General features: G+C 63.0%; 22 protein-coding genes. 16 read left to right on the plus strand and 6 right to left on the minus strand.

Features of this window, described 5'->3' with window-relative positions; translation table 11 throughout:
* The first annotated feature begins 36 nt into the window (after positions 1-36).
* On the plus strand, positions 37-1377 hold the full coding sequence (locus tag C8K18_RS19280; RefSeq protein WP_006049324.1) for an MFS transporter: 1341 nt from the start codon (positions 37-39) through the stop codon (positions 1375-1377).
* 149 nt (positions 1378-1526) lie between these two features.
* On the opposite strand, the gene C8K18_RS19285 is transcribed toward C8K18_RS19280, so the two are convergent.
* Complete coding sequence (locus C8K18_RS19285; RefSeq protein ID WP_107708887.1) at positions 1527-3050, minus strand: CoA-acylating methylmalonate-semialdehyde dehydrogenase; 1524 nt, start codon at positions 3048-3050, stop codon at positions 1527-1529.
* Between the two features lie 322 nt (positions 3051-3372).
* Between C8K18_RS19285 and C8K18_RS19290 the strand changes: the two genes are divergently transcribed.
* Positions 3373-4782, plus strand: a complete 1410-nt coding sequence (locus C8K18_RS19290) for an MFS transporter (protein WP_006049322.1) — start codon at positions 3373-3375, stop codon at positions 4780-4782.
* Between the two features lie 27 nt (positions 4783-4809).
* On the opposite strand, the gene C8K18_RS19295 is transcribed toward C8K18_RS19290, so the two are convergent.
* Positions 4810-5835 carry a hypothetical protein gene (locus C8K18_RS19295; protein ID WP_107708889.1) on the minus strand — a complete coding sequence of 342 codons (1026 nt, stop codon included), beginning with the start codon at positions 5833-5835 and terminating at the stop codon, positions 4810-4812.
* A complete protein-coding gene (gene hpaR / locus C8K18_RS19300) occupies positions 5832-6239 on the minus strand; it encodes a homoprotocatechuate degradation operon regulator HpaR (protein ID WP_006049320.1) in 408 nt (135 codons plus the stop codon). Before hpaR ends, C8K18_RS19295 begins: the two co-directional genes overlap by 4 nt.
* A 192-nt stretch (positions 6240-6431) precedes the next feature.
* Between hpaR and C8K18_RS19305 the strand changes: the two genes are divergently transcribed.
* The 7 genes from C8K18_RS19305 to hpaI are packed head-to-tail and all read left to right on the plus strand — an operon-like array spanning position 6432 to position 12463.
* Positions 6432-7217 carry a fumarylacetoacetate hydrolase family protein gene (locus C8K18_RS19305; protein WP_107708891.1) on the plus strand — a complete coding sequence of 262 codons (786 nt, stop codon included), beginning with the start codon at positions 6432-6434 and terminating at the stop codon, positions 7215-7217.
* Positions 7214-7972 (plus strand): fumarylacetoacetate hydrolase family protein, encoded by a 759-nt coding sequence (locus C8K18_RS19310; RefSeq protein WP_107708893.1) that lies wholly within the window; start codon positions 7214-7216, stop codon positions 7970-7972. Before C8K18_RS19305 ends, C8K18_RS19310 begins: the two co-directional genes overlap by 4 nt.
* A 29-nt stretch (positions 7973-8001) precedes the next feature.
* A complete protein-coding gene (gene hpaE / locus C8K18_RS19315) occupies positions 8002-9459 on the plus strand; it encodes a 5-carboxymethyl-2-hydroxymuconate semialdehyde dehydrogenase (RefSeq protein WP_107708895.1) in 1458 nt (485 codons plus the stop codon).
* 60 nt (positions 9460-9519) lie between these two features.
* Positions 9520-10383, plus strand: a complete 864-nt coding sequence (gene hpaD, locus C8K18_RS19320; protein WP_053859488.1) for a 3,4-dihydroxyphenylacetate 2,3-dioxygenase — start codon at positions 9520-9522, stop codon at positions 10381-10383.
* Between the two features lie 21 nt (positions 10384-10404).
* Positions 10405-10806, plus strand: coding sequence for a 5-carboxymethyl-2-hydroxymuconate Delta-isomerase (locus tag C8K18_RS19325; protein ID WP_107708897.1), 402 nt, complete (start codon positions 10405-10407; stop codon positions 10804-10806).
* A gap of 41 nt (positions 10807-10847) precedes the next feature.
* Positions 10848-11651: a 2-oxo-hept-4-ene-1,7-dioate hydratase gene (hpaH, locus tag C8K18_RS19330; RefSeq protein WP_107708899.1), complete on the plus strand. Its 804-nt coding sequence runs from the start codon at positions 10848-10850 to the stop codon at positions 11649-11651.
* Between the two features lie 8 nt (positions 11652-11659).
* Positions 11660-12463 (plus strand): 4-hydroxy-2-oxoheptanedioate aldolase, encoded by an 804-nt coding sequence (gene hpaI, locus C8K18_RS19335; protein ID WP_107708901.1) that lies wholly within the window; start codon positions 11660-11662, stop codon positions 12461-12463.
* A 33-nt stretch (positions 12464-12496) separates the two neighbouring features.
* On the opposite strand, the gene C8K18_RS19340 is transcribed toward hpaI, so the two are convergent.
* Positions 12497-14830 carry a bifunctional diguanylate cyclase/phosphodiesterase gene (locus tag C8K18_RS19340; RefSeq protein WP_107708903.1) on the minus strand — a complete coding sequence of 778 codons (2334 nt, stop codon included), beginning with the start codon at positions 14828-14830 and terminating at the stop codon, positions 12497-12499.
* 92 nt (positions 14831-14922) lie between these two features.
* Positions 14923-16191 (minus strand): DUF2252 domain-containing protein, encoded by a 1269-nt coding sequence (locus C8K18_RS19345; protein ID WP_107708905.1) that lies wholly within the window; start codon positions 16189-16191, stop codon positions 14923-14925.
* A gap of 394 nt (positions 16192-16585) precedes the next feature.
* Between C8K18_RS19345 and C8K18_RS19350 the strand changes: the two genes are divergently transcribed.
* The 4 genes from C8K18_RS19350 to C8K18_RS19365 all read left to right on the plus strand — a co-directional run bounded on the left by C8K18_RS19350 (position 16586) and on the right by C8K18_RS19365 (position 21253).
* Positions 16586-19303 carry a response regulator gene (locus tag C8K18_RS19350; RefSeq protein WP_107708907.1) on the plus strand — a complete coding sequence of 906 codons (2718 nt, stop codon included), beginning with the start codon at positions 16586-16588 and terminating at the stop codon, positions 19301-19303.
* A 211-nt stretch (positions 19304-19514) separates the two neighbouring features.
* Entirely contained in the window at positions 19515-19775 is a 261-nt protein-coding gene (locus tag C8K18_RS19355) for a hypothetical protein (protein ID WP_006049309.1), read from the plus strand.
* A 318-nt stretch (positions 19776-20093) separates the two neighbouring features.
* A complete protein-coding gene (locus tag C8K18_RS19360) occupies positions 20094-20336 on the plus strand; it encodes a hypothetical protein (RefSeq protein WP_006049308.1) in 243 nt (80 codons plus the stop codon).
* Positions 20336-21253 carry a formate/nitrite transporter family protein gene (locus C8K18_RS19365; RefSeq protein ID WP_006049307.1) on the plus strand — a complete coding sequence of 306 codons (918 nt, stop codon included), beginning with the start codon at positions 20336-20338 and terminating at the stop codon, positions 21251-21253. Before C8K18_RS19360 ends, C8K18_RS19365 begins: the two co-directional genes overlap by 1 nt.
* A 35-nt stretch (positions 21254-21288) precedes the next feature.
* Here C8K18_RS19365 and C8K18_RS19370 read toward each other — a convergent pair whose 3' ends face one another.
* Positions 21289-22539: an arsenic transporter gene (locus C8K18_RS19370; RefSeq protein WP_053859494.1), complete on the minus strand. Its 1251-nt coding sequence runs from the start codon at positions 22537-22539 to the stop codon at positions 21289-21291.
* A gap of 298 nt (positions 22540-22837) precedes the next feature.
* Here C8K18_RS19370 and C8K18_RS19375 point away from each other — a divergent pair, with 298 nt between their 5' ends.
* The 3 genes from C8K18_RS19375 (at position 22838) to C8K18_RS19385 (ending at position 24906) form a co-directional block, all read left to right on the plus strand.
* Positions 22838-23401, plus strand: coding sequence for a YceI family protein (locus tag C8K18_RS19375; protein ID WP_107709079.1), 564 nt, complete (start codon positions 22838-22840; stop codon positions 23399-23401).
* A 59-nt stretch (positions 23402-23460) separates the two neighbouring features.
* The gene (locus tag C8K18_RS19380; protein ID WP_107708909.1) at positions 23461-24039 is read left to right on the plus strand and encodes a YceI family protein; all 579 of its coding nucleotides are present in this window, start codon (positions 23461-23463) and stop codon (positions 24037-24039) included.
* Positions 24040-24198: 159 nt separating this feature from the next.
* Positions 24199-24906, plus strand: coding sequence for a hypothetical protein (locus C8K18_RS19385; protein WP_006049303.1), 708 nt, complete (start codon positions 24199-24201; stop codon positions 24904-24906).
* Positions 24907-24970 lie beyond the last annotated feature (64 nt).

A 24970-nucleotide genomic window follows, 5' to 3' on the forward strand; every position in this document is an offset into this window, starting at 1 on the left:
CAACCTCAGCCACGCGCTTACGCGCAAGGAGCCGCAGTGAGCAGCACATTCCGTTCGCTGCGCAACTTCAATTACCGGATGTGGGCGAGCGGCGCGATCGTCTCGAATGTCGGCACATGGATGCAGCGCACCGCGCAGGACTGGCTCGTGCTCACGGAACTCACGCAGCACAATGCGACGTCCGTGGGTATCGTGATGTCGCTGCAGTTCGGGCCGCAAATGCTGCTGTTGCCGCTCACCGGCTACGCGGCGGATCACTTCGACCGCCGCAAGCTGCTGTTCTTCACGCAGGCAGCGATGGGCAGCCTCGCGCTCGGCCTCGGCCTGCTCACCATCACGGGCCTCGTGCAACTGTGGCAGGTCTACGTTTTCGCGGGACTGCTCGGCTGCGTGACCGCGTTCGATTCGCCCGCGCGCCAAACCTTCGTGTCCGATCTCGTCGGCGAAAGCGATCTGTCGAATGCGGTCGCGCTCAATTCGACCTCGTTCAATGCGGCGCGAATGATCGGGCCGGCAGTGGCCGGCTTGCTGATTGCATCGGTCGGAACGGGTTGGGTGTTTCTGATCAACTCGCTCTCTTTCATTGCCGTGCTCGGCGCATTGCGCATGCTGCGCGTACGCGAACTTCACGCGAAGCCGCTCGCGGTTCGCTCGCGCGGCAGCTTCGTGGAAGGCTTCAAATATGTGTGGAAGCGCCCCGATCTGAAGGCCGCGCTTTTAATGCAGTTCCTGATCGGCACGTTCGGACTCAACTTCCCGATCTTCATTTCGACGATGTCGGTCAGCGCATTTCATGCAGGCGCCGGCGAATACGGCGTGCTCAGTTCGACGATGGCGGTGGGTTCCGTCACCGGCGCGCTGCTGGCCGCGCGCCGCGCGCAACCGCGCATGGCGTTGCTGCTGGGCGCGGCCGCGATCTTCGGCGTGGGCTGCACGGTTGCTTCGTTGATGCCGAACTATGTGCTGTTCGGCATTGCGCTCGCGTTCATCGGCGTGTCGACGCAAACCTTCAATACGTCCACCAACAGCCTCGTGCAACTCTCCACGGAACCTGCGATGCGCGGCCGCGTGATCGCGATTCTGCTCGCTATCGCGCTGGGCGGCACGCCGCTTGGCGCGCCCGTCGTCGGCTGGGTCGCGGATCGTTTCGGCCCGCGCTGGGCGCTCGGCGTCGGCGCAGCGTCGGGCTTCGCGGCCGCGCTAGTGGGCCTCATGTATCTCGTCCGATACCGCAGTCTGCGCGTGTTTTTCGACGCGGGGCGCCTTCGCTACAGCATCGACGAGCCGCGCCAGGCGCCGCCTTATGTGAGTCCCGCCATCGCCGTGCAAAATGCGGTGCTCGATGAGGCGGAAGAAGAGTCGTCGTCGGGTGTGTGAAGTGTGAAGTGTGAAATGTGAAAAGGCCATGAAAAAAGCCGCGGCTCGAGTTTGAGCCGCGGCTTTGTTATTAGGCTTGTTGCGCTTGTTTCGCTTGTTTCGCTTGTTGCGCTTGTTTCGCTTGTCGCGCTTCGTGCTTCTACCGCGAACTACTTCGCAACAGGCATCGTGAATTCCGCGCCCTTCGCGATGCTGTCGGGCCAACGCTGCATGATGCTCTTGTAGCGCGTATAGAAGCGCACGCCCTCTTCGCCGTACGCATGGTGATCGCCGAACAGCGACCGCTTCCAGCCGCCAAACGAATGCCATGCCATCGGCACCGGAATGGGCACATTGATGCCGACCATGCCGACCTGAATCTGCCGGCCGAACGCGCGCGCGACGCCGCCGTCGGACGTGAAGAGCGACACGCCGTTGCCGAATTCATGTGCGTTGATCAGTTCGACCGCACTCGCGAAATCGGGCACACGTACTACCGCCAGCACCGGGCCGAAGATCTCTTCCTTATAGATCTTCATTTGCGTGCCGACGTTGTCGAACAACGTTCCGCCGATGAAGAAGCCCTCTTCTTTCGCGACCACATGCGTGCGGCCATCGACGATCAGCGTAGCGCCCTCTTCCACGCCGGATGCGATATAGCCCGCCACTTTCGCCTTGTGCTCGGCGGTCACGAGCGGGCCCATTTCGGCGTCGAGGTTCTCACCGTTCTTGATGACGAGCGACTTCACGCGCGGCACGAGCTTTTCGATCAGCCTGTCGGCGACATTGCCCACGGCCACCGCCACCGAGATCGCCATGCAGCGTTCGCCGGCCGAGCCATAGGCCGCGCCGATGAGCGCATCCACGGCCTGATCGAGATCGGCGTCGGGCATCACGACGAGGTGATTCTTCGCGCCGCCGAGAGCCTGCACGCGCTTGCCGCGCTTCGATGCTTCGCCGTGAATGTATTCCGCGATCGGCGTCGAGCCCACAAAAGACAGCGCCGCCACATCGGGATGCTCGATCAATGCGTCGACGGCCACCTTGTCGCCGTTCACCACATTGAATACGCCATCGGGCAAGCCGGCTTCCTTCAACAACTCGGCAATGCGCAACGACGCCGACGGATCGCGCTCGGACGGCTTCAGCACGAACGTGTTGCCGCAAGCGAGCGCGACCGGGAACATCCACATCGGCACCATCACAGGAAAATTGAACGGCGTGATGCCGGCCACGACGCCGAGCGGCTGACGCAAATTCCAGTTGTCGATACCGCCGCCGATCTGATCGGTGAAATCGGTCTTCAACAGATTCGGAATGCCGCACGCGAATTCGACGACTTCGATGCCGCGCACCACTTCGCCTTGCGCGTCCGTGAACACCTTGCCGTGCTCGCGCGTGATGAGCATCGCGAGTTCGTCGTGATGTCTGTTGAGCAGTTCCTTGAACCTGAACAGAATGCGTGCGCGCTTGAGCGGCGCGGTTTCGCTCCATGCCGCAAACGCCGCCTTGGCCGATTTGACCGCGGCATCCACTTCCTCGACCGATGCAAGCGCGACCGAGCCCGTCACCTTGCCGGTCGCGGGATTGAATACGTCCTTGAAACGGCCGCTGCCGGGCGCAACCAGCGCGCCGCCGATGTAATGACCGATCTGCTGCACTGACAGCCGGTCTTGCTCGTTTACTGCGTTCATGTCGTACCTCACGTTCGGAAATGGGCCGCGGTGTGTGAACCGGGCAGGCAGGCGGATTCGAGACCCGCCAACTGTATCGACGTGAAGCGGGTAATTCCCTATACAGCAAAACAGAACCGCGCCTCACTGTATTGTTTTTTGCGCCGCAACTGTATTGGATAGACGGGACTATGCAGGGGATGTGCGGACGTGTGACGCGTTGCAGCATCCCGCTACATACGCGCTGCATCGCCGTGTAAGTCCTGGCTTGCATAGTTCGTGAGCCGGACGCCAAATCACAAAACCGCACGACAGGTCACGCATTTCGGTGAGGAGGCGCGACATGGCAACGAACGCATCGGCGAGTGGCCGCAAGCATCGCGGACAGGCTGGCAAGGCAACGGCCAGTGGCTGGATCGGCTCGGCACTCGAGTACTACGATTTCTTCATCTACGCGCAGGCAGCGGCGCTCATCTTCCCGCAGTTGTTCTTTCCATCCGGTAATCCAAAGATCGCGATCGTCGCGTCGCTCGCGACGTATGGCGTCGGTTACGTCGCGCGGCCAATCGGCGCATTCGTACTCGGCCATTGGGGCGACACGCACGGCCGCAAGAACGTGCTGCTGCTCTGCATGTTCCTGATGGGCTTTTCGACGATGGCAGTCGGCCTGCTGCCTACTTATCACCATGTCGGGCTGCTCGCGCCGACGCTGCTCGTCGTGCTTCGTTTGATTCAAGGCTTCGCGGTGGCCGGAGAAATCTCGGGCGCGAGTTCGATGATTCTCGAACATGCGCCATTCGGACGACGCGGCTATTACGCGAGCTTCACGCTGCAAGGCGTGCAGGCCGGACAGATTCTTGCGGCCGCCGTGTTCCTGCCGCTCGCCTATTACATGGAAGAAAGCTCGTTCAATTCGTGGGGCTGGCGCATTCCGTTTCTGCTTAGCGCACTCGTGCTGGTGGCCGGCTACATCATCCGCCGCGAGGTCGAAGAAACACCCGCTTTCGCGAAAGAAGACGCGAGCGGCGGCGTGCCGAAGTCGCCGATTGCGGAAGCGTTCCGCTATAACTGGCAGGACATGCTGCGCGTGGTCGGCTGCTCGCTGATGAATGTGATTCCCGTCGTCGCGACGATCTTCGGCGCGGCGTATGCGGTGCAGGCCGCGTACGGCATCGGCTTTTCGAAGAGCGTGTACCTGTGGATACCCGTGATCGGCAACATTGTCGCCGTGCTCGTGATTCCATTTGTGGGCAATCTGTCGGACCGGATCGGCCGGCGTCTGCCGATCATCGTCGGCGCGCTCGGCGCGGGGCTGCTCTCGTTCGGCTACCTGTACGCGATCAGCATTCATAACGTCGCGCTCGCGATGGTGATGTCGATCCTCATGTGGGGCGTGGTTTACCAGGGCTATAACGCGACTTTCCCGAGCTTCTATCCCGAGCTTTTTCCGACGCGCTCGCGCGTCTCCGCGATGGCGATCGGACAGAACATCGGCACCACGATTACCGCATTGCTGCCCGCGTTGTTCGCTTATGTCGCGCCGCCGGGATCGCACAACGTTCCGGTCACGATCGGCGCGATCACCTTCGGCATAACGATCATCGCGGCAGTGACCGCGTGGAGCGCGCGCGAGAACTACCGCGTCAGATTGAGCGATCTCGGCCAACCCGGCGCAGTGCCGCTCGACAAGACGAGCTATGACCAGTTGAGAGCCGAAACATTGGCTGAGTCGAAAAAGGCGGTTGCTTCATAGTGCTCCCGCAGCATCGTGTATTGCGGCTCAGCGCCACTGCGCAGTGAGTTCGTTCGCGAGGACCATCTTCTCGCGGACGCGTTCGATAAACGCTGCGTCGATGCCGCTTTGCGCCTTCAGGAATTTGAGCGCCGCCGAATGAACCACGCGCATCGCGCCGCCATCTATTCCGCCGATACGCGCTGCGCTGCGGCGCGTTTCTTCGACGAGATCGCGCGCGCTGCTGAAGTCCGGTGACAGGCCGCTTTGCGCTTCAAAGCCGGCTTGCAAACCGGCCGCATGATCGCGCGACTGCCCGAGAAGATCCATGTCGACGAGCAGGTCGACGCCTTGTCCCATTCGGCACGCGCAAAGCACCCACAGCGCGACAAACGCGCGATACGCGTTATTGCCTTCCGCGCTGCGTGCATAGTGTTCGCACGCGATTGCGTAGGCGTCGTCGGAAGCGGGCACAGCGGGCGGCAATTTAACGTCGCACAAGTCGATGATCTGTTTGACCAACGGTTCTGTGCGATTCAATCCAAGCACGCGAAACGGCGCGACCACAAAAAACGGATTGCGCCACTGCTGATTCAGCAGCCAGCCCGAAGCAAACTGCGACGCGGGATTGCGCAGCACGCCGACGTGCATCGCATCCGGAAACGCCTGTCTGAGCCACGGCAATCTTCCTGACGAACGACAGAACTTGAACACCGGCACACTGCTCTGCTTTTGCGCGTACTCGCAAAGGCTGCGCAAATACGCCGCCAGCGCGGGGAATTCTGCGTCCGGAACATCGCCGAAACGGTCGATGCCGAATGTTCTCCGGTATCGGCTCACACCGCGCACACTTTCCTGCAGGAACGGCCGGTATTCGTCGAAGTACGGCGCGTCGAGCGGCGGATGTCCCGACGTCAGCGTCGGGCGGCTTGCGGACACGTCGGCGAGACTCAGGTCGGCGAGCACGTTGCTAAGCGGCTCGTAATATCCCGTCGCGCCGTTGAGCGCGCGAAGACGGGACCACACCCAGGTGCCGCCGCTGCGCCAGCCGGTATGCAGAAATATGGCCTTCATTCGTCTTCTTCCTCGAGACCCGCAAGCAGATCGTCGACGGCGCGATAGACCCGTTCGACGATCTCCGGTCCCACCTTGCGCTCCAACTCGCGGTATTGCGCCTCCAGTTCCTTCGAGATCACACGCACGAGTTCGACGCTCGTATCGGTGAGCGAAACCAGCACGCGGCGCTGATCTTCCGCGAAACGCTCTTTCGTTATCAGCTCCATGCTCTCCATGCGCGCGAGTACGCCCGCCATGCTCGGACTCGAGATCGTGCAGATGTCGGAGATATGACGCGGCTCCATCGGGCCGTGCTCATTGAGCGCGCGAATCACGCGCCATTGCTGCTCGGTCAACCCGTGCGCCGTGATCAACGGACGAAAGCGCTCCATCATTTTTTCCCTGGCGCGCAGCAGCAGCATCGGCAGGTTGCGGTGCAAAACTCGTGTGGAAGCAGACGAAGACATAGTGGACGATGAATGAAAGCAGCCGTCGAAACTTAAGGGAAAACCCGCGATCAGCCGACTGGCTATTGACCCCGGATCATATCAAGCGCAATACTACTAACATGTTAGTGTTTATGTCGAGTCTCCATTCAGAGGCCTAGCCAGTTCATGTTTGCACTTGCCGATTATCTGTTGCACCCGGAAGGCGACGCGTTGCCTCGCGATGTCGATGCGCAAACCGCGGCGGCGCTGCTCGCGCGCGGCATGGCATGCCGGCCGCCTGTGAGCGGCGCAGTCTACGGCACTTTGCTCAACGACCGTGCCGCGCTCGACGCGCTCGGCGATGCGATGCATGCCGCGCCGTACGAGGCGCCGCCGAAAGCGCCGGTTCTTTATCTGAAGCCGCGCAATACGCACGCGGGGCATCGGGCGAAAGTCATCGTGCCGGACGATGAGTTGGGCGTCGCGCTGGGCGTCGAGTTAGGCGCTTCGCTTGGCATCGTGATCGGGCGCACTGCGACGCGCGTCAGCGCGGAGCGCGCGTTCGACTATATCGCGGGCTACACGCTCGTGGCCGATCTCAGCGTACCGCATGCGAGCGTATATCGGCCGTCGGTGCGATTCCGGGCGCGCGACGGTTTTTGCGTGATCGGACCGGCGCTCGTTGCAGCGCGGCACGTTGCGAATCCCGACGAACTCGCCATTACGGTTGCGCTCAACGGTGCGCATGTGTTCACGGCGAGCACGGCGTCGTCGGTGCGCTATGTGGCGCAATTGCTCGCGGATGTCACCGACTTCATGACGCTCGCGCCAGGCGACGTCATCACGACAGGTGTGCGGCACGGCTCGCCCGTCGCGCATCGCGGCGACGAGGCGATGCTGTCAATCGGCGCGCTGCCGCCGCTTCACGTCTCGTTTGTCGGCGCAACTCAACACGACGGAGAACAGTCATGATGCGCGGCCGCGTGGCCTATGCAGGCGCAATTCACGAAGCCTATCCGCACGCGAAAGGCGTGCAGCTTGCGGACGGACGTATATGCGGCGAAGAGCAGGTCGTCTGGCTCGCGCCTGTCGAAGTCGGCACGATCTTCGCACTCGGACTGAACTACGCCGAGCATGCGAAAGAATTGCAGTTCAACAAGCAGGAAGAGCCGCTGGTGTTCCTGAAGGGGCCGGGCACGGTGCTCGGTCATCGCGGCTTCACTCGCCGCCCTGCCGATGTGGCCTTCATGCACTACGAGTGCGAACTCGCTGTGGTGATCGGGCAAACCGCGCGCAACGTACAACGCGAACATGCGATGCAGCACGTGGCCGGCTACATGATCGCCAACGACTACGCGATCCGCGACTACCTCGAAAACTATTATCGCCCCAACCTGCGCGTAAAGAATCGCGACGGCGCGACAGTACTCGGCCCGTGGTTCGTCGACGCCGCCGATATCGACGACGTCACGCAACTGGAATTGCGCACGTTCGTCAACGGCACGCTGCAACAACGCGGCAACACGCGCGATCTCGTGACCGACATTCCCGCGCTGATCGAATACCTCAGCGGCTTCATGACGCTCGCGCCGGGCGACGTGATTCTGACCGGCACACCGGAAGGCATCGTCAATGTGAATGCCGGCGACGAAGTGGTGTGCGAGATCGACGGTCTGGGCCGCCTCGTCAACACGATTGCATCCGATGCCGATTTTGGCCGCGCGTGATCGGCAGCATAAAGAATAGGGACAACGCAATGCGAATCGAACATCTGATCGACGGCAAGACAGCCGGCGCGAAAGACTACTTTGAAACGGTCAACCCGGCGACGCAGGAAGTACTCGCCGAAGTGGCGCGCGGCGGCGAGGAAGAAGTGCATGCCGCCGTGCGGGCCGCGAAAGAAGCCTTTCCCGCATGGGCGAGCAAGCCCGCCGCCGAACGCGCGAAACTGATCCGCAAGCTCGGCGAGTTGATCGCGAAGAACGTACCGGATATTTCGGAAGCCGAAACAAACGATACAGGCCAGACGATTTCGCAAACGCGCAAGCAACTCGTGCCGCGCGCGGCGGACAACTTCAGCTATTTCGCCGAGATGTGCACGCGCGTCGACGGCCATACCTATCCGACCGACACGCATCTAAATTACACGCTGTTCCATCCGGTCGGTGTGTGCGCGCTGATTTCGCCGTGGAATGTGCCGTTCATGACAGCCACGTGGAAAGTCGCGCCCTGCCTTGCGTTCGGCAATACGGCGGTGCTCAAGATGAGCGAGTTGTCGCCGCTGACCGCGTCGATGCTCGGCAATCTCGCGCTGGAGGCCGGCATTCCGGCCGGCGTGCTGAACGTCGTGCACGGCTTCGGCAAGGAAACCGGCGAGCCGCTCGTCGCGCATCCGGACGTGCACGCAGTGTCGTTCACCGGATCGACCGCGACAGGTAACCGGATCGTGCAGACCGCGGGGCTCAAGAAGTTCTCGATGGAACTCGGCGGCAAATCGCCATTCGTTATTTTCGACGACGCCGATTTCGAACGCGCGCTCGACGCCGCTATTTTCATGATCTTCTCGAACAACGGCGAGCGCTGCACTGCCGGCTCGCGCATTCTGGTGCAGAAGTCGATCTACGTGAAGTTTGCGGAGCGCTTTATCGAGCGTGCAAAGCGCCTCACGGTAGGCGATCCGCTTGCCGACAGCACGATCATTGGGCCGATGATCAGCCAGGGGCATCTGGCCAAAGTGCGCAGCTATATCGAACTCGGCCCGAAAGAAGGTGCGACGCTGGCGTGCGGCGGCCTCGATACGCCTGATTTGCCCGAGGCCATGCGCAAAGGCAACTTCGTAATGCCCACGGTTTTCGTCGATGTCGACAATCGCATGCGTATCGCGCAGGAAGAGATCTTTGGCCCGGTCGCGTGCCTGATTCCATTCGACGACGAAGCCGACGCGATCCGGCTCGCCAACGACATCTCGTACGGTCTCTCGAGCTATATCTGGACCGAGAACACCGGGCGCGCGCATCGCGTCGCGGCTGCCGTCGAAGCCGGCATGTGCTTCGTCAACAGCCAGAACGTGCGCGATTTGCGGCAACCGTTCGGCGGCACCAAGGCGTCAGGTGTGGGACGCGAAGGCGGCACGTGGAGCTACGAAGTATTCCTCGAACCGAAGAACGTGTGCGTGTCGCTCGGCTCGCATCACATTCCGCGCTGGGGCGTCTGACACGCCGGACAATTTCACGCGAGGCCCGCAAGGTCTCGCGGCACAGAAGAGGAGACCGCGATGGGCAAGCTCGCGCTGGCAGCAAAAGTGACACACGTGCCGTCGTTATATCTGTCCGAACTCGACGGTCCGCATAAAGGTTGCCGTCAGCCCGCCATCGACGGCCATCATGAAATCGGCCGGCGTTGCCGCGAATTGGGCGTGGATACGATTGTCGTGTTCGACGTGCATTGGCTCGTCAATAGCGAGTACCACATCAATTGCGCGCCGAAATTCCAAGGCGTCTACACGAGCAACGAACTGCCGCATTTCATCAAGAACATGCCGTATGCGTATCCCGGCAATGTGGAACTCGGCAATCTGATCGCCGAAGCCGCGAATGAAATAGGCGTGAAAAGCCGCGCGCATAGCGAGACCACGCTTGAACTCGAATACGGCACGTTGGTGCCGATGCGCTACATGAACAGCGATCAGCATTTCAAAACCGTGTCGGTCGCCGGCTGGTGCATGTGGCATCAATTGGATACGAGTGCGCGCTTCGGGCTCGCGGTACGCAAGGCAATCGAAGAACGCTATGACGGCACGGTTGCGATTCTCGCGAGCGGGTCGCTGAGTCATCACTTTGCGGACAACGGCACCGCCGAGCAGTTCATGCACAAAGTGTGGAGTCCCTTTCTCGAACAGATGGACCGCCGGGTTGTCGAGCTCTGGCAAGCCGGTGACTGGAAAACCTTTTGCGACATGCTGCCGCTCTACAACGAAAAATGCTGGGGCGAAGGCGGCATGCACGACACGGCAATGCTGCTTGGCGCGCTAGGCTGGGACCGCTATGACGGCAAGGTGGAAGTGATTACGCCGTATTTCGGCAGTTCGGGAACCGGGCAGATCAATGCGATCTTTCCGGTCACGCCGCTGCCCGCCTGAATCGAAAACGGAGGAGTTATCGTGCCGCATCTGACACTGGAATACAGCGCTAATCTCGCCGATGGAGAAAGTATCGGCCGCTTGTGCAATACGCTCGCTGAATGTCTCGCCGCGCAGCGCGATCAGGAGAAGAGCGTTTATCCAATCGGCGGCATTCGCGTGCGCGCGCTGCCTTGCGAGCACTATTGCATTGCCGATGGACGCGCGGACGCAGCGTTTTTACACGCGAATCTGAAGATTGCCGCAGGCCGCTCCGACGCGATAAAGAAAGCAACCGGCGATGCGTTGTTCGAAACGATCAAGCAGCACTTCGCCAATGAGTTTGAAAAGAGCGGGCTCGCGTTGTCGCTGGAAATCAACGAGTTCAGCGAAGCCGGCACGTGGAAACACAACAACCTGCATGCGCGGCTCAAAGCGCAGTAGCGAGCCGGCACACACTCATAGCGGCTCAATAGAGAACCATCATGCTAGACCAACAAACTATTCGCGAACTCGCGGCGCAGCTCGATCATGCGGAGAAGACGCGCACGCAATTGCGCCACTTTTCCGCGGCGTATCCGCAGATGACGGTCGAAGACGGTTACGCGATTCAGCGCGAATGGGTGAAGCTCAAGCTCGCCGAAGGCCATGTAATCAAAGGACGCAAGATCGGCCTCACGTCGCGCGCAATGCAACGCTCTTCGCAGATCGACGAACCCGATTACGCGCCGCTGCTCGACAGCATGTTTATCGAAAACGGCCAGGACATTCGCGCGGATCGCTTCATTGCGCCGCGTGTCGAAGTGGAACTGGCGTTCGTGCTGAGCAAGCCGCTCAAGGGCCCGGGCATCACGCTATTCGATGTGCTCGACGCCACCGCGTACGTCACGCCCGCCGTTGAAATCATCGACGCGCGCATCGAGCAGTTCGACCGCGACACGCGCGCGCCGCGCAAGGTGTACGACACGATTTCCGACTTCGCGGCCAATGCGGGCATCGTGCTCGGCGGGCGTCCGGTGCGTCCGCTCGATGTCGATCTTCGCTGGGTCGGCGCGCTGCTGTATAAAAACGGCGCTGTCGAAGAAAGCGGACTCGCGGCCGCAGTGCTCAACCATCCCGCCACGGGCGTCGCGTGGCTCGCGAACAAGATTGCTCCGTACGACGAAATGCTCAACGCAAACGACGTGATTCTGAGCGGCTCGTTCACGAGCCCGATCGCCGCGAAGGCGGGCGACACCTTTCACGTCGACTATGGTCCGCTCGGCGGAATTGGTTTGAACTTCATTTGAGTGCGCACATGTCCTTGCCGCAAAACACATTCAAACGCGCACTGCGCGAAGGCACGCCGCAATTCGGCTTGTGGGCCGCGCTCGCCGATGCCTACGTGACCGAGTTGCTCGCCACCGCCGGGTTCGACTGGCTGCTGATCGACAACGAACACGCGCCGAACGACGTGCGCAGCACGCTCGCGCAATTGCAGGCGGTGGCCGCGTACGCATCGCATCCGGTCGTGCGGCCGGTGCGCAGCGACAGCGCGCTGATCAAGCAGTTGCTCGACATCGGCGCGCAGACTTTGCTTCTGCCGATGATCGACACCGCCGAACAGGCCGCCGATGCCGTCGCGGCCACGCGCTATCCGCCGCACGGCATTCGCGGCGTGGGCAGCGCATTGGCGCGCGCGTCGCGCTGGAACCGCGTGCCCGATTACCTGAACCGCGCCGCCGACGAACTGTGTGTGATCGTGCAAGTGGAGACCGTGCAAGGCATGGACAATCTGCCGGCGATTGCAGCGGTCGACGGCGTCGACGGCGTGTTTTTCGGTCCTTCGGATCTGAGCGCGTCGATGGGTCTGCTCGGCAAGCCGGGCGATAGAAGCGTGCGCGAAGCGATTCGCGGCGGCATAGAAACCGTGCGGCGTGCGGGCAAGGCCGCAGGTGTGCTCGCGCCGGATCGCGCGATCGCCGATGAATATCTTGCAGCAGGCGCGACGTTTGTTGCCGTTGGAACGGATACGGGGTTGTTGAGCCGCGCGGCGGCGGATCTGGCCGCGTCGTATAAAGGCCAAGCTCAGACGGATGCGGCCGTGAAAGGCGGGTACTAAAAGCGAGCGAGCGGCCGACGATCTAAACGCCGCTCACTCCCCCGCCGGCCAGGGCAACCCTTGCGCCGACCAATCCAACTCCACCCCGATCACCGAGCGCTCATCCGCGAACTGCGCCGCAAGCGTCACTGCAATACAGGGCCGTCCACTCGCGAGCGAAAGATAAGGATTACTGGCAATCGCCACGCCCGGCAGCAGCACGGCATTGCGATAATACGGCCGATGATCCCACCGCGCATCGCGCGGATTGGCCACCGGATGCAGCGACGCGCCTTCCATGCTCCACGCCGGCCCCGGCACTTCAGGACCGACCTGTCGACCCGAATCGTCGAGAACAAAGCAGCTCACGCAACGCTCGAACGACGCAAGAGCAGCGAACGCGCGCTCCATCGCGGCCCCCGCGTGCAGCGCGTCCGCGGCCTCGCGCAGCGCGAGGCGATACGGCTCCACCACAGACTCGAACAACGCGTGCTGATGCGCGCGGCCTTGCGCGATCACATCGAAAGCATCGTCGATTCGCAGATGCACCGAGCCTGGCGACGCGATCTCCGGCGCGGGCCGCCCGAGCAGATAACCTTGCGCGAAGTCCACATTCGACTCAACCGCGAGTATCAGTTCCTCGGTCGTCTCCACGCCCTCCACCACGACTAGCATGCCCGCCTGATGCAGCAGCGACACGAGCTTCGGCAAGATCGGCTGCTCGGTGCCGTGCCCGGTCGCGCGTATCAGTTCGCCGTCGAGCTTGACGATGTCCGGACGGATGCGCAGCAGCCGGTCGAGGTTCGATTGACCGGCGCCGAAATCGTCGACGGCAATCAGGAAACCGTGCTCGCGGTACAACGCCGCCGCGCGCGACATCTCGTCGACGCTGCCGCCGTGCGACTCCAGAATCTCGAGGATCACCTGCTCCGGCGCGAGCCCCACTCTGCGCACGATCCCGGTCAGTTCATCGGCATAGCCCTCGGCGACGAAAGTGGCCGGCAGAATGTTGAGGAAAAGCCAGCCGTCCGAGGGCAGCGACGCGCGCGCGTTCGCCAGATGCACGGCATGACTCGCGCGGTCGAGCACCCCTTCGTCGTTGGCGGGCTTGCGCGCGAACAGCACCGCGGGCGGCAGCAAGGTGCCGTCGTCGAGTTCGCCGCGCAACAGCGCCTCGAAGCCGACCTGCTTCTGATGCGACAAACTGAAGAGCGGCTGAAAGTGCGAGGTCAGGTAATAGTCTTCCCATTTATGCCGCGAGCCGGCCGCGCCCGCTGTGCCGCAGGCGTCCTCGATCAGCAGTTGCAGCGGCGCATCCGGCACCGGCCGCTCCGCGCATACGCGGTTCCTGCCGGACTGCTTCGCGCGTAGCAGGGCTTCGTCGGCGCGATCCAGCAGGACCATGATGTTTTCGTCGCCGCGATGCTCGGCCACGCCGAAGCTCGCGGTCAGATGACCGTCCGGGCGTTCGAGCGCGGCAATCGCACCGCGCAGCCGCTCGGCAAGGCGCAGCGCGCCGGCAAGTCCATCGCAGGACAGCACCGCGAATTCCTCGCCGCCGATCCGGCTCACACTGTCGCCGCGCGTGGTTTGCTCGAGCAGAACCTGCGCGACCTGGCGCAACGCGAGGTCGCCCACCGCATGACCGAACCGGTCGTTGAGCGACTTGAAATTGTCGATGTCGAGAAAAATCGCGCTGGCCTCGCCGCCGCGCGCGAGTTCGGCGAGGCGCCGCTCCGCCTGCGCGACAAACGCACGGCGGTTTTGCAGGCCGGTCAGCGGATCGGTCGCGGCCAGTTGCGCGAGCTGATCCTCGAGCAGAAAGTGATTGCGCCGGAACCCGTAAAAACCGAAATGAAAGACGACGGCGGTAGGCATGCCGATCGCGGCGATCCACATCCACACGACCACATCGACGTCGGCCGTGTGCGGCGCGGCGGGCAGCAAGCCGATCGCCGCCGCATAGAAAAGCGCGCTGCCGACCACGAAATGCGTCGGCGTCAGCCACAGCGGCGCGGCGCAAACCGGGATCACGACCATCGCCGGCAAGGTCCACAGCAACGGCTGCTGCACGCCCGCCACGTTCAGTGCAAGACCAGCGACGAGCGTCAGCGAGAAGGCCACGCCGATCGCGCCGAACGTCCACGTCGATTTCGCGAGCGGAATGGCCAGCACCAGCAAGGCCAGCACGAGCGCGCAGCCGAGCCGGTACGCGAGCGGCTCGGCGGGCCCGGCGACGAGGCCGCGCGCCGCCACCAGACAGAGAAACGCGACGACTGTGAACGCCATCGTCACCGTCGAAAGCGGGCGCTGATGTTCAAGCGAGCGCTGGTGAAAGCGCTGGCGCAGGCCGGCATCGGCGGAGTGCTGCGGCGAGGTCAGGAGCATAGGAAGGGCTAGCAGGCGGGTCCGGTCACTCTACCGATGTATATCGGCAATCATCGGACGAATATTTAGCCCTTCGTGAAAAAAACCGCGCTTCAGCCCTCGCCGACGCCCGTTGCGTATTTGCGGCAATGCTCGAGATAGCCGGCCGCGTGAGTGCTGACCAGTTGGACGATGCTCTTCCACAGCCAGCCGGGCGCATCGAGCGTTTTCGAGCGGTTCTTGCGCAACTCGGCCAGCCATGCCTTGCGTTCGGCGAGGCCCATCTGCCGCGCGTGCGCCTTGCCGACCACGAGCGCGAGAAAGCGCGCCGCCCTGGTCGCTTCGTCGCGGGTCAGTTGCTCGATGGTCAGCTTCATGTCCTGCGGCAGCAGTTCGCGCAACACGACGGGGCGGTCCGTGAGGCGCGCGGGCCTCATCCGTTCGCCGAGCGATGGCGACAGATGCCGCGCGCCTTCCACCACGCGCTCGGCGTGATCGCGCGGCATTCTCACCCCCGAGCAGCGCGGCGCCGCGGCCTGCGCGGCTTCCTTGATGTCGACGAGGCATAGGTCGTCGCCGTCGGCCGCGGCGCCGTCGATGTCGAGCAGCACCGCGTAGCGCAACCGTCCGAGCGAGCTGCAGCCCTTGACCCAGTACGCGGCGTCGAGCACCTGGACTTGCGCGTCGGCGCCCGCCCCGCGCAATGCGGTCGCGAGCGCTGCGATCGACCTGGTCCTGCACAGCTTGTCGATCTCGCGGCGCTCGGTTTTGTCGAGCGGCCAGAAACGCGAACCCAACGGAATATACGGCTCGGCGTCGTCGATACGCTCTTCGGCGAGATGACGCCACGTACGATGGATCGCCTCCTTCATCACGACGCGTACGGCCTCGGGTTTTTCCGCGTGAATGTCGGCCTCGCCCGCGGTTTCGTCGAAGGCGCGTTCGTAGCCGTCGGCGAGCGCTTCCATCATGTGGACGATCGTCACGCCGGGCAGATCGGAGCCGCGCGCGGCCGTCGCAAGCGAGAGCCCGAGGCGGATCAGATCGTGCGCGGGATTGCCGATCACCGTCTGATCGAAGTCGCGCATCTGGATCTCGACGCGCCCGTAGGCATCCGCGACCGGCCCGATGTTGCCGGTATGGCAATCGCCGCAAATCCACACCGCCGGACCTTCGGGCAGCGCGTGGCCCTCGATGCCGTCGAGCCACTCATAGAACCGGCTCGTGCTGCCGCGCACATACGCATGCGCCGAGCGCGCCATTCTCGCGTTGCGGCGCGCGGTCAGGAGCGGCTGCCGGCCGTCGGCGCGAGGCATTTTCCTGGAACGCTTGCTGGGAGATTTCTTCGCCAGCTTGCTGGTTGCGACGGGCTTCTTCGGCATCGTACGGTCCGCTCTTATCGATCTGCGAAGCCGGCGACATTCGCCGTCGCCAGCGCTCGCGGCGCGCATTCGTCGCGCGCGCGTGCACTCGACATCCAGCAGAAAACGAGCCTATCGCGTGAAGGATTCTGTAAGGACGCGCAGCGCAACAACGACCATCGCGCGAACGATGAACCGCCGCAAAAGCAAACACGCAAAGGCTCGCTTCGACAGAAATGCGTATGCGCTTATTGCCGCTTTCGAATGCGCGCGCGAGCGCCGCAGGTAAAACTTGCGAGCGTTTAAGGTGCGCGCGCAACTAAACGGCATACGCGGCGTATCGGCCCTTTACGCGGAGAATGTGAAACGGCAGACTGGACACCCACCTCATTAACGCGATCTCGTGGAGCGACGCATGCCCTTTCCGGCACAAGATCATGGCTGTACAGGCTGGAGCGGCGAAATGGCGCGGCGCATCAGTGAATTCGACTGGGCGGCGACCGGCGTCGGCGCGATCGCGGACTGGCCGCGCAGCCTCACCGCCACGGTGCAGTTGCTGCTCGCTTCTCCAGTGCCGCTCGTGCTGCTGTGGGGCCGCTCCGGCTACATGATCTACAACGACGCCTACGCGGTTTTCGCGGGCGGACGGCATCCGTATCTGCTGGGATGTCCGGTCGAAACAGGCTGGCCCGAAGTCGCCGAATTCAATCGCCACGTCATGACTACGTGCCTCGCGGGCGGCACGCTCTCGTATCGCGACAAGGAACTCGTGCTGCTGCGCGAAGGCAAGCCCGAGGACGTGTGGATGGACCTGTACTACAGCCCCGTCGCCGACGACAGCGGCGCGCCCGCGGGCGTGCTGGCGGTCGTCGTCGAAACGACTGGGCGCGTGCTGACCGAGCGCTGGCGGCAACGCGCCGAAGCGGAACTGCACGAGACCAACGAACGTCTGCAACTCGCGCTCAATACAGGCGCCGTGCTCGGCACTTGCGTCGTCGACATGCAGACCGGAAAGATCACCGGCGACGAGCGCTTTGCCCGCACGTTTTCGTTCTCCGTCGAAGAAGCGGCGGGAGGCGTCGACCACAGCGCCGCCGCCCGAATGATTCATCCAGACGATCAGTCGCTACTCGAACGCCTGAGCGCGGATGCGCTGCAAGAAGGCAAGCCGTTTCGCGCCGAGTACCGGATTCGCCGCCCTGACGGCGACTATGTGTGGGTGCAGGCAAACGGCCAGTGCGAGTTCGACGAACACGGTCAGCCGACACGCTTGCCGGCTGTGCTGATCGATATTCACGAACGCAAGATCGCCGAACAGTCGCTGCGCCAGTTGACGGAGACGCTCGAACAGCGCGTGGCCGACGCGGTCGCCGCGCGCGCGCTCGCCGAAGAACAACTGCGCCAGGCGCAGAAAATGGAAGCGATCGGGAGCCTCACCGGCGGCGTTGCGCACGACTTCAACAACGTGCTGCAAGTGATCAACGGCAACCTGCAGATGATGGCCGCCGACGCGAGCGGCAATCCGGCCACGCTGCGCCGTTTGTCGGCAGCGACCGACGCGGTGAAGCGCGGCGCGAAACTCGCCGCGCATCTGCTTGCGTTCGCGCGGCGCCAGCCGCTCTCGCCCACTGTGCTGAACCCGCGCCGCCTGCTTGCCGGCATGAGCGAGATGCTGCATCGCGCGCTCGGCGAAACCATGCGGATCGAAACCGTATTGAGCGACCATTTGTGGCACGTACAGGTCGATCGCAACCAGTTGGAAAACGCGCTGCTCAATCTCGCCATCAATGCACGCGACGCGATGAAGGCCGACGGCACGCTCACCGTGCGCGCCGCGAACCGCGTGCTGGACGCAGCGTTTTGCAGCGACAAGCCGGAGCTTTCGCCGGGCGAATACGTGGTGTTTTCCGTCACCGATACCGGCGCGGGCATGCCGCCCGACGTGCTCGAGCATGCGTTCGAACCGTTCTTTACGACCAAACCTCACGGTCATGGCACGGGTCTGGGTCTCAGCATGGTGTTCGGCTTCGTGAGGCAGAGCGGCGGGCATACGCTGATCGAAAGCGAGTTGGGGCGCGGCACGACGGTATCGCTGTTTTTCCCGCGCTGCTGCGAGCCCGAAACGGCCGAAGCCGCCGATGAAACCAGCGCGCCGGTGGGCGGCGGCGAAACGGTCCTCGTGGTCGAGGACGATGCCGACGTGCGCCTGACCGCCGTCGAAATGCTGGTGCAGCTCGGCTATAAGGTGCTGACGGCGTCGAGCGGCGACGCGGCGCTCGAATTCATCGACAGCGATGTGCCGATCGACCTGCTGTTCACCGACGTCGTCATGCCCGGCAAGATCAAAAGCGTGGAGTTGGCGCGGCGTGCCGCGGCCCGCTCGCCGTCGGTGCCGACGCTGTTCACGTCGGGCTACACGCGCGATGAAATCGTCCACCACGGCAAGCTCGACGCGGGCATCACGCTGCTCTCCAAGCCCTACCGCCGCGACGATCTCGCGCGCAAGGTGCGCGGCGTGCTGCGCGCCGCCGCCGGCGGAGCTGGCGGCACGGCGGCTGTCGGCAAGATGACGGATCGCGAAATCGCCGCTTGTGTGCCGAGCGTTGCGTATGATCCGGCGAGTGGCGATGCGTCGGGCGTCGCTACGTCGGGCGTCGCTACGTCGGGCGTCGATGCGCCGGGCCTCGCCACGCCGTTGACTCCAACACCCAAGGCAGCCGCAAACGAGAGCGAGTCCGCATCGACCGACGCGCCCGCGCGCTCGCCGGCTCATGTGCTGCTGGTCGAGGACGACGCCGATTCGCGCGAGGCGCTAAGCTGCCTGCTCGGCGCGCTCGGGCTCGATTGCACGTCGGTCGGCAGCGCCGAAGAAGCGCTGCCGCTGCTGCCGGCGCAGCGCTACGACATTCTGTTCACCGACATCACGCTGCCCGGCATGTCGGGCGACAACCTCGCGCGCGCCGTGTTGCGCGAGCAGCCTGACGTGCAGGTGCTGCTGGTGTCCGGCTATGGCGCACAGGCGCCGATCGGCGAGCGCATCCCCGGCGCGCGACTGCTCGGCAAACCGTTCGACCTCGCGCAACTGCGGCGCGAACTCGCGCAATGGGTCAATCCAATCGAAGCGGCATCGTAACGCCGGCACGGCCACGCAAGCGATGAGCTTTTAGCCCCATGCCGCGGAATGCGGCATATATTGTTTTATATCGATGCAAGCACACACGGCGCGAAGTGCGCGACACCTGCGCGCCCTGGTATGATGCCGGGCACGCCTGTTCCGCTGTCGAATGGGCGCCTTGCGAATGGGCGCCTTGCGCCCTCCGCCGCTTTTTGTCACGAGAGTCATCATGCCCGCTCAACACGACCCTGCCGCCAACCCGAGTCCCGCGAAGGCGACGCGCAAAGAGCTGTCCATTACGGTGCGCAATCTTCTGATGGTGGCCGTCGGCGTCATCGTCTTCGCGGCGGTCGCGGGCGTGGTGCTGTACGAGCCGATTGCTTACGGCGACGCCATTCCGAACTTCGGCATCATTCTGATGCTCACGGTGCCGGTGATTGCGGGCGTGGCGTTTCGCGTGGGGCTCGATGCGTGGCTGGATAGGCAGTAAGCGTCATCGCGACGTGAGTTAGCCACGCACTGCCAGTGGCAGTAGCCAATTCCTTCGGCAACATAACCGCAATTTCTAATCGATCTCCCTCGCGCGGTTAGATTCCGCGCGTTGCGTCACCTCCTTGCGCCATCTCGTTGCGTCACCTCGTTGCGCCATCTCAATGCGCCATCTCAATGCGCCGTTCCAGCGCGCAGATCAGACTTCCCAATCCGAGCTTCCCGCCGCACTCCGGTTGTCCTGAAGAATCGGGGAACGCCACTTGCTCGTACGTTATCGCCGTCCACCTTTTTTGTCGCCTCTTATCGGATACGTCAGATGAGCTACCAGAACCTGGACAACGAGATCGCCCATCTCGAGCGGGTGTTCGGGCGGATCTCGGTGAATGACGCGATCCCGCTTTCATACTGGGACAGTCGCTTGCGGATGCTGGCGAATGCGCCGCTCGTGCCCGCGCAACAGGCGCGGCTCGCGCGGCTCGAAGCCACGCTTGCCGCGCTGCGGGAGCCCGAGGAAGCGGTCTGCGAAGCGCCCGGCCCGCGCTCGAAGGATGCCCGCTGATGACCGATGCCACGCGCGAAGAGCAACGGCAGTCATCCGCCGAATCGACGGAATCCGCCGGCAACGACGTCCCGCGAGCCCAGGACGCCGGCGCCGATTCCCCGCATCTGAACGAGGGCGAGCAGGATCAGGCGGCGCATCACACCGCCCCGCACGCGCTCGTGCTGCATGAGATCGTCCGTGAAGAGGGCGAAGCCGCGCTCGAGCGGACCATTGGCGCGCTGATCTGGTCGTCGCTCGCGGCCGGGCTTTCAATGGGCTTTTCGTTTCTCACGCAAGCGGTGCTCGAAGCCGGACTGCCGGATACGTCATGGCGTCATCTGGTGTCGAGCTTCGGTTACTCGATGGGTTTCGTGCTCGTCATCATGGGACGGCAGCAGCTTTTCACCGAAAGTACGCTCACCGTCGTGCTGCCCGTCTTGACGCGGCGCGATCCGAAGACGCTGCTCAAAGCCATGCGCCTATGGGCCATCGTGCTGTTCTTCAATCTCGTGAGCACATGGATTTTCGCCGCGATGCTGCGCATTCCCGATGTGTTCGCGCCCGCCGTGGTGCAGGCATTCGGCGAGGTGTCGCGCGCCGCCGTCGGTTCCGAACATATGCTGCCGACGATGGTGAAAGCGGTTTTCGCGGGCTGGCTGATTGCGTTGATGGTGTGGCTATTGCCGAGCGCGCGTTCGGGCCGCCTGCTGACGGTGCTGCTGATTACCTATGTGGTGGCCGTGAGCCATCTGTCGCATATCATCGCCGGATCGACGGAAGTGGCGTATGCGTTTTTCAGCGGCGACGCGAGTCTGCGCGATTATTTTCTGCGCTTCCTCGTGCCGACGCTCGTGGGTAATACCGTAGGCGGAATGTCATTGGTCGCGCTGCTGAATCACGCGGCGATCGCGCCGGAAATCAACGGTCATCGCTGACGTATGAAAGCGGCGGCGCCGTGATCCACGGCGCGTCAGCCGATCAGAATGCGTGCGCCGAGCGCGAGCACCAGCGCCGGCAGCATCACCACGACGCCCACCTTCAGGAACTTCATGAAGCTCACGTCCTCGCCTTCGCGACGAATCGCGTTGAGCCACAGGATGGTCGCGAGCGAGCCGGTGATCGACATGTTGGGCCCGAGATCGACGCCGATCAGCAGCGCGTCGATCACGCGCTCGGGACTATGCGCCTGCATCACCGTCGAACTCGCGATCAGGCCGGCCGGCAAATTGTTCATCAAGTTGCTGCCGATCGCGATGGCCATGCCGGCCCAGCCTGCCGTGCTCGCTTCGTTGTGCGCGGCGCCCTCCTGCGTCAACGCGGCCAGCATGCGGATTACGCCGGTATGGTCCAGCATTTCGACGAGCACGAAGAGCGCGGCCACGAGCGGCAGCACGCTCCACGATATTTCGCGGATCATCGGCAACGGCGATTTGCGCTCCTGGATCAACACGACGATTGCGGTCAACGCACCGAGTATCGCCGTGGGCAAGCCCAACGGAATATCGAACGCCGATACGGCCAGCAGCACGACGGCCGTCACCGCGATGCCCGCGAGCGCAACGCGTCCACTCGACGAGAGCCGCAGCGGTTCGAGATTCGCCTCGCAGATGCCGGCAAGCGCATCGCGCTGCGTCCAGCGCAGCAGCACGTAAGTTGCGCCGATCGACAGCAGCGACGGCAACGCGAAGCGCATCAGCCACGGCCCGAGCGCGGGCGTGTGGTTGCCGTACAGCACGATGTTGGCCGGGTTCGAGATCGGCAGAACGAAGCTCGCTGCGTTGGCAATGAAAGCGCAGACGAAGAGCAGCGGCAACGGATCGGTCTTCGCTTTCTTCGCGGCGGCAAACACAGCCGGCGTGAGCACGACCGCGGTGGCGTCGTTCGAAAGAAAGGCCGTGATTACCACGCCGACCAGATAGACCAGCATGAAGAGCTTGCGCGGCGAGCCTTGCGCATGATTCACGGCGAGCACGGCGACCCAGTCGAACAGCCCTTCGCGGCGGCCGACTTCGGAGAGCAGCATCATGCCGAACAGAAACAGATAGACGTCGGTGCCCTTGCCGACGGCTTCCATCGCGAGATGAAGCGGCAGCAGCCCGAGCGAGACCAGCAGCACCGCGCCCGCCACCGCCCACACTGCCTCGGGCCATTTGAAAGGCCGCGTGATAACGCCGGCTGTCGCGAAGGCGGCGATGCCCCATGAAAGGAAAATCGAAGTCAAAACTAACGTCCTGAATGATGGTTGTACGTGGGCCGTGCCCGGTGCGCAGGATAACCCAACTCGGTTCGGCCTCCGCCGTTCGTCGGTCCTCGTTGCAACGTGCACGCCCGGACGGCATTAACGTCATCCGTAGAACGATGTGTTCTCTCGCATCCGGCTATTCGGTTCTTCTTGACATCCCTATCATTCGCAGTCAGCGCGGCAACGGCTTGCTCGCCGATTCGCTACGGACTGTTGGCAATCAAATTCCCCACTGTGTGCAATGAACGCGCATGGGTTCGATAGGATGCGTACCATCATGAAAACGATACTTCATCACTCCATCCTGGCGGGCGCCGCCGCGCTATCGCTATTCGGCGCGAGCCTCGCCCATGCCGACGTCGACACCAGCAAAAGCACCGTGATCGCGACGACGAAACAGATGAACGTGCCCGTCGACGGCAAGTTCAGGAAGTTTTCGGCGCAGCTATCGTTCGATCCGGCGAAGCCGACGGCGGGCAGCGCGAACGTGTCGATCGACACCGGCAGCTACGACCTCGGCGCCGACGACTACAACAAGCAGGCGCAAGGCAAGGAGTGGTTCGACAGCGCCGCTTACCCGGCCGCTACCTTTGTTTCCAGCGCGATCGCGCCGGCGGGCGGCAATCAGTACAAGATCACCGGCAAGCTGACCATCAAGGGCAAATCGCAGACGGTGGTCGTGCCGGTCACCATTGCAAGCCAGGGCTCGACGCAAACCTTCGACGGTTCATTGCCGATCAAGCGCTCGCAGTTCGACGTCGGCACCGGCGAATGGAAAGACACGTCCGTCGTCGCCGACGAAGTCGTCATCAAGTTCCACCTCGTCGCCTCCAAAAAGTAATTAGAAACCCGAAGCAAATCATCAAAGCGCCGTAGCGCTTTTCAAACCTGGAGAACATCTTGAAGAAGCAATTCCTGCTCGCCGCCGGCGCTCTCGCCGCCGCTCTGTCGTTCAACGCAATGGCCGCCGACACGTATCAGCTCGATCCGACGCACACGGCCCCGAGCTTCGAAGCGGATCACTTCGGCGGCGTGTCGATCTGGCGCGGCAAGTTCAAGAAAAGCACCGGCACCGTCGTGCTCGATCGCGCGGCGAAAACCGGCACGGTCGATGTGACCATCGACATGAGTTCGGTGGACATCGGCAACGACAAGCTCGACGCGGAACTGGTCGGCGAGAAGTTCTTCGACGTCGCGAAGTATCCGAGCGCGACCTACAAGGGCACGCAAATCCGCTTTGAAGGCGATAAGCCGGTGGAAGTGATCGGCGCACTGACGATGCACGGCGTGACCAAGCCCGTGAACCTGAAGATCGAGTCGTTCAAGTGCTTCGTGAACCCGATGCTCAAGCGCGAAGTGTGCGGCACGGAATCGACGGCGACGTTCAACCGCGACGATTTCGGCGTCGACTTCGGCAAGACGTACGGCTTCAAGATGCAGACCACGCTGCATATCCAGGCTGAAGGGATCAAGCAGTAACCCTCGTTATGGCGGGCGCCGCTGCGCGCCCGCTATAGTCGCTACTTACGCGGCATTATTTCCGCTTTCCCGACGACGCCGGACTTGAGCCGGAAGAGCCGCCGAAATCGCCCGCTTTTCATGCATTTGAACTGCGCGCGCAAATCGTAAAGTCCCCGCATGCAATTGATTTTTGTCGGGAGACAAGCGGTGGTGCAGGTGAAACGGCAGGTAAAAAATGCGGCTCTCGCCGCGGTTGCGGCGATGGCGGCGCTGGTCGCATTGACTAATACGGCGCACGCGCAGGAGATTTATGTGCACGGCGGCACGCTCGGCGCGGGGATCGGCGCTGCGCTGCCGCTCAATTCATGGACGGGCGTGCATGCGGAATTCGAAGGCCTCGGCTTCTCGCATTCGGTCAACGTCAATGAAAACGAGTACGACGGCCACTTGAAGCTGCTGCAAGGCGGCCTCTATCTCGACGTGTTCCCTTTCCGCTCGAGCGGTTTCCGCCTGACGGCCGGTGCGCTGATCAACGACGACGAACTCTCGGCGCACGCCGTGCCGAATGCGCAAGGCAACTACAAGATCGGCGACGACTATGTGCCGGCAGTCGGCCCCGCGCCGTCGGCCACGGTCACGCTGCCGCGCGTGATGCCTTATGTCGGCATCGGCTACGGTCACAAGCCGGTCTCGAAGGGCTTCGGTCTCACTTTCGATGTCGGCGTCGCCTATGGCCGCCCACGCACGCACTACAACGTGCCCGCGATTTATTCGATGTTCACGACGCAGGCGAATATCGACGAGCAGGAACAGAAGATCAATGACAAGGTCGAGCGGTATAAGTTGTATCCGGTGGTGCAACTCGGTGTGAGTTATCGGTTCTAGACCGCACGCGCCGGCACTCCCAACGCCGACCAAGGTACTATTACGCGTACCTTCCGTTTCCGCC

Source organism: Paraburkholderia sp. GV068 (assembly GCF_003058125.1).
Lineage (GTDB): Bacteria > Pseudomonadota > Gammaproteobacteria > Burkholderiales > Burkholderiaceae > Paraburkholderia > Paraburkholderia graminis.

What these genes read in the sequence shown, in the direction of transcription:
- hpaR (WP_006049320.1), bottom strand. Translation starts at nt 6,239, where the DNA reads ATGCTGCTGCTGCGCGCCAGGGAAAAAATGATGGAGCGCTTTCGTCCG.
- C8K18_RS19295 (WP_107708889.1), bottom strand. Translation starts at nt 5,835, where the DNA reads ATGAAGGCCATATTTCTGCATACCGGCTGGCGCAGCGGCGGCACCTGG.
- C8K18_RS19345 (WP_107708905.1), bottom strand. Translation starts at nt 16,191, where the DNA reads ATGCCGAAGAAGCCCGTCGCAACCAGCAAGCTGGCGAAGAAATCTCCC.
- C8K18_RS19385 (WP_006049303.1), top strand. Translation starts at nt 24,199, where the DNA reads ATGCAATTGATTTTTGTCGGGAGACAAGCGGTGGTGCAGGTGAAACGG.
- C8K18_RS19285 (WP_107708887.1), bottom strand. Translation starts at nt 3,050, where the DNA reads ATGAACGCAGTAAACGAGCAAGACCGGCTGTCAGTGCAGCAGATCGGT.
- C8K18_RS19365 (WP_006049307.1), top strand. Translation starts at nt 20,336, where the DNA reads ATGACCGATGCCACGCGCGAAGAGCAACGGCAGTCATCCGCCGAATCG.
- C8K18_RS19340 (WP_107708903.1), bottom strand. Translation starts at nt 14,830, where the DNA reads ATGCTCCTGACCTCGCCGCAGCACTCCGCCGATGCCGGCCTGCGCCAG.
- C8K18_RS19305 (WP_107708891.1), top strand. Translation starts at nt 6,432, where the DNA reads ATGTTTGCACTTGCCGATTATCTGTTGCACCCGGAAGGCGACGCGTTG.
- hpaH (WP_107708899.1), top strand. Translation starts at nt 10,848, where the DNA reads ATGCTAGACCAACAAACTATTCGCGAACTCGCGGCGCAGCTCGATCAT.
- hpaD (WP_053859488.1), top strand. Translation starts at nt 9,520, where the DNA reads ATGGGCAAGCTCGCGCTGGCAGCAAAAGTGACACACGTGCCGTCGTTA.
- C8K18_RS19375 (WP_107709079.1), top strand. Translation starts at nt 22,838, where the DNA reads ATGAAAACGATACTTCATCACTCCATCCTGGCGGGCGCCGCCGCGCTA.
- hpaE (WP_107708895.1), top strand. Translation starts at nt 8,002, where the DNA reads ATGCGAATCGAACATCTGATCGACGGCAAGACAGCCGGCGCGAAAGAC.
- C8K18_RS19350 (WP_107708907.1), top strand. Translation starts at nt 16,586, where the DNA reads ATGCCCTTTCCGGCACAAGATCATGGCTGTACAGGCTGGAGCGGCGAA.
- hpaI (WP_107708901.1), top strand. Translation starts at nt 11,660, where the DNA reads ATGTCCTTGCCGCAAAACACATTCAAACGCGCACTGCGCGAAGGCACG.
- C8K18_RS19355 (WP_006049309.1), top strand. Translation starts at nt 19,515, where the DNA reads ATGCCCGCTCAACACGACCCTGCCGCCAACCCGAGTCCCGCGAAGGCG.
- C8K18_RS19290 (WP_006049322.1), top strand. Translation starts at nt 3,373, where the DNA reads ATGGCAACGAACGCATCGGCGAGTGGCCGCAAGCATCGCGGACAGGCT.
- C8K18_RS19360 (WP_006049308.1), top strand. Translation starts at nt 20,094, where the DNA reads ATGAGCTACCAGAACCTGGACAACGAGATCGCCCATCTCGAGCGGGTG.
- C8K18_RS19310 (WP_107708893.1), top strand. Translation starts at nt 7,214, where the DNA reads ATGATGCGCGGCCGCGTGGCCTATGCAGGCGCAATTCACGAAGCCTAT.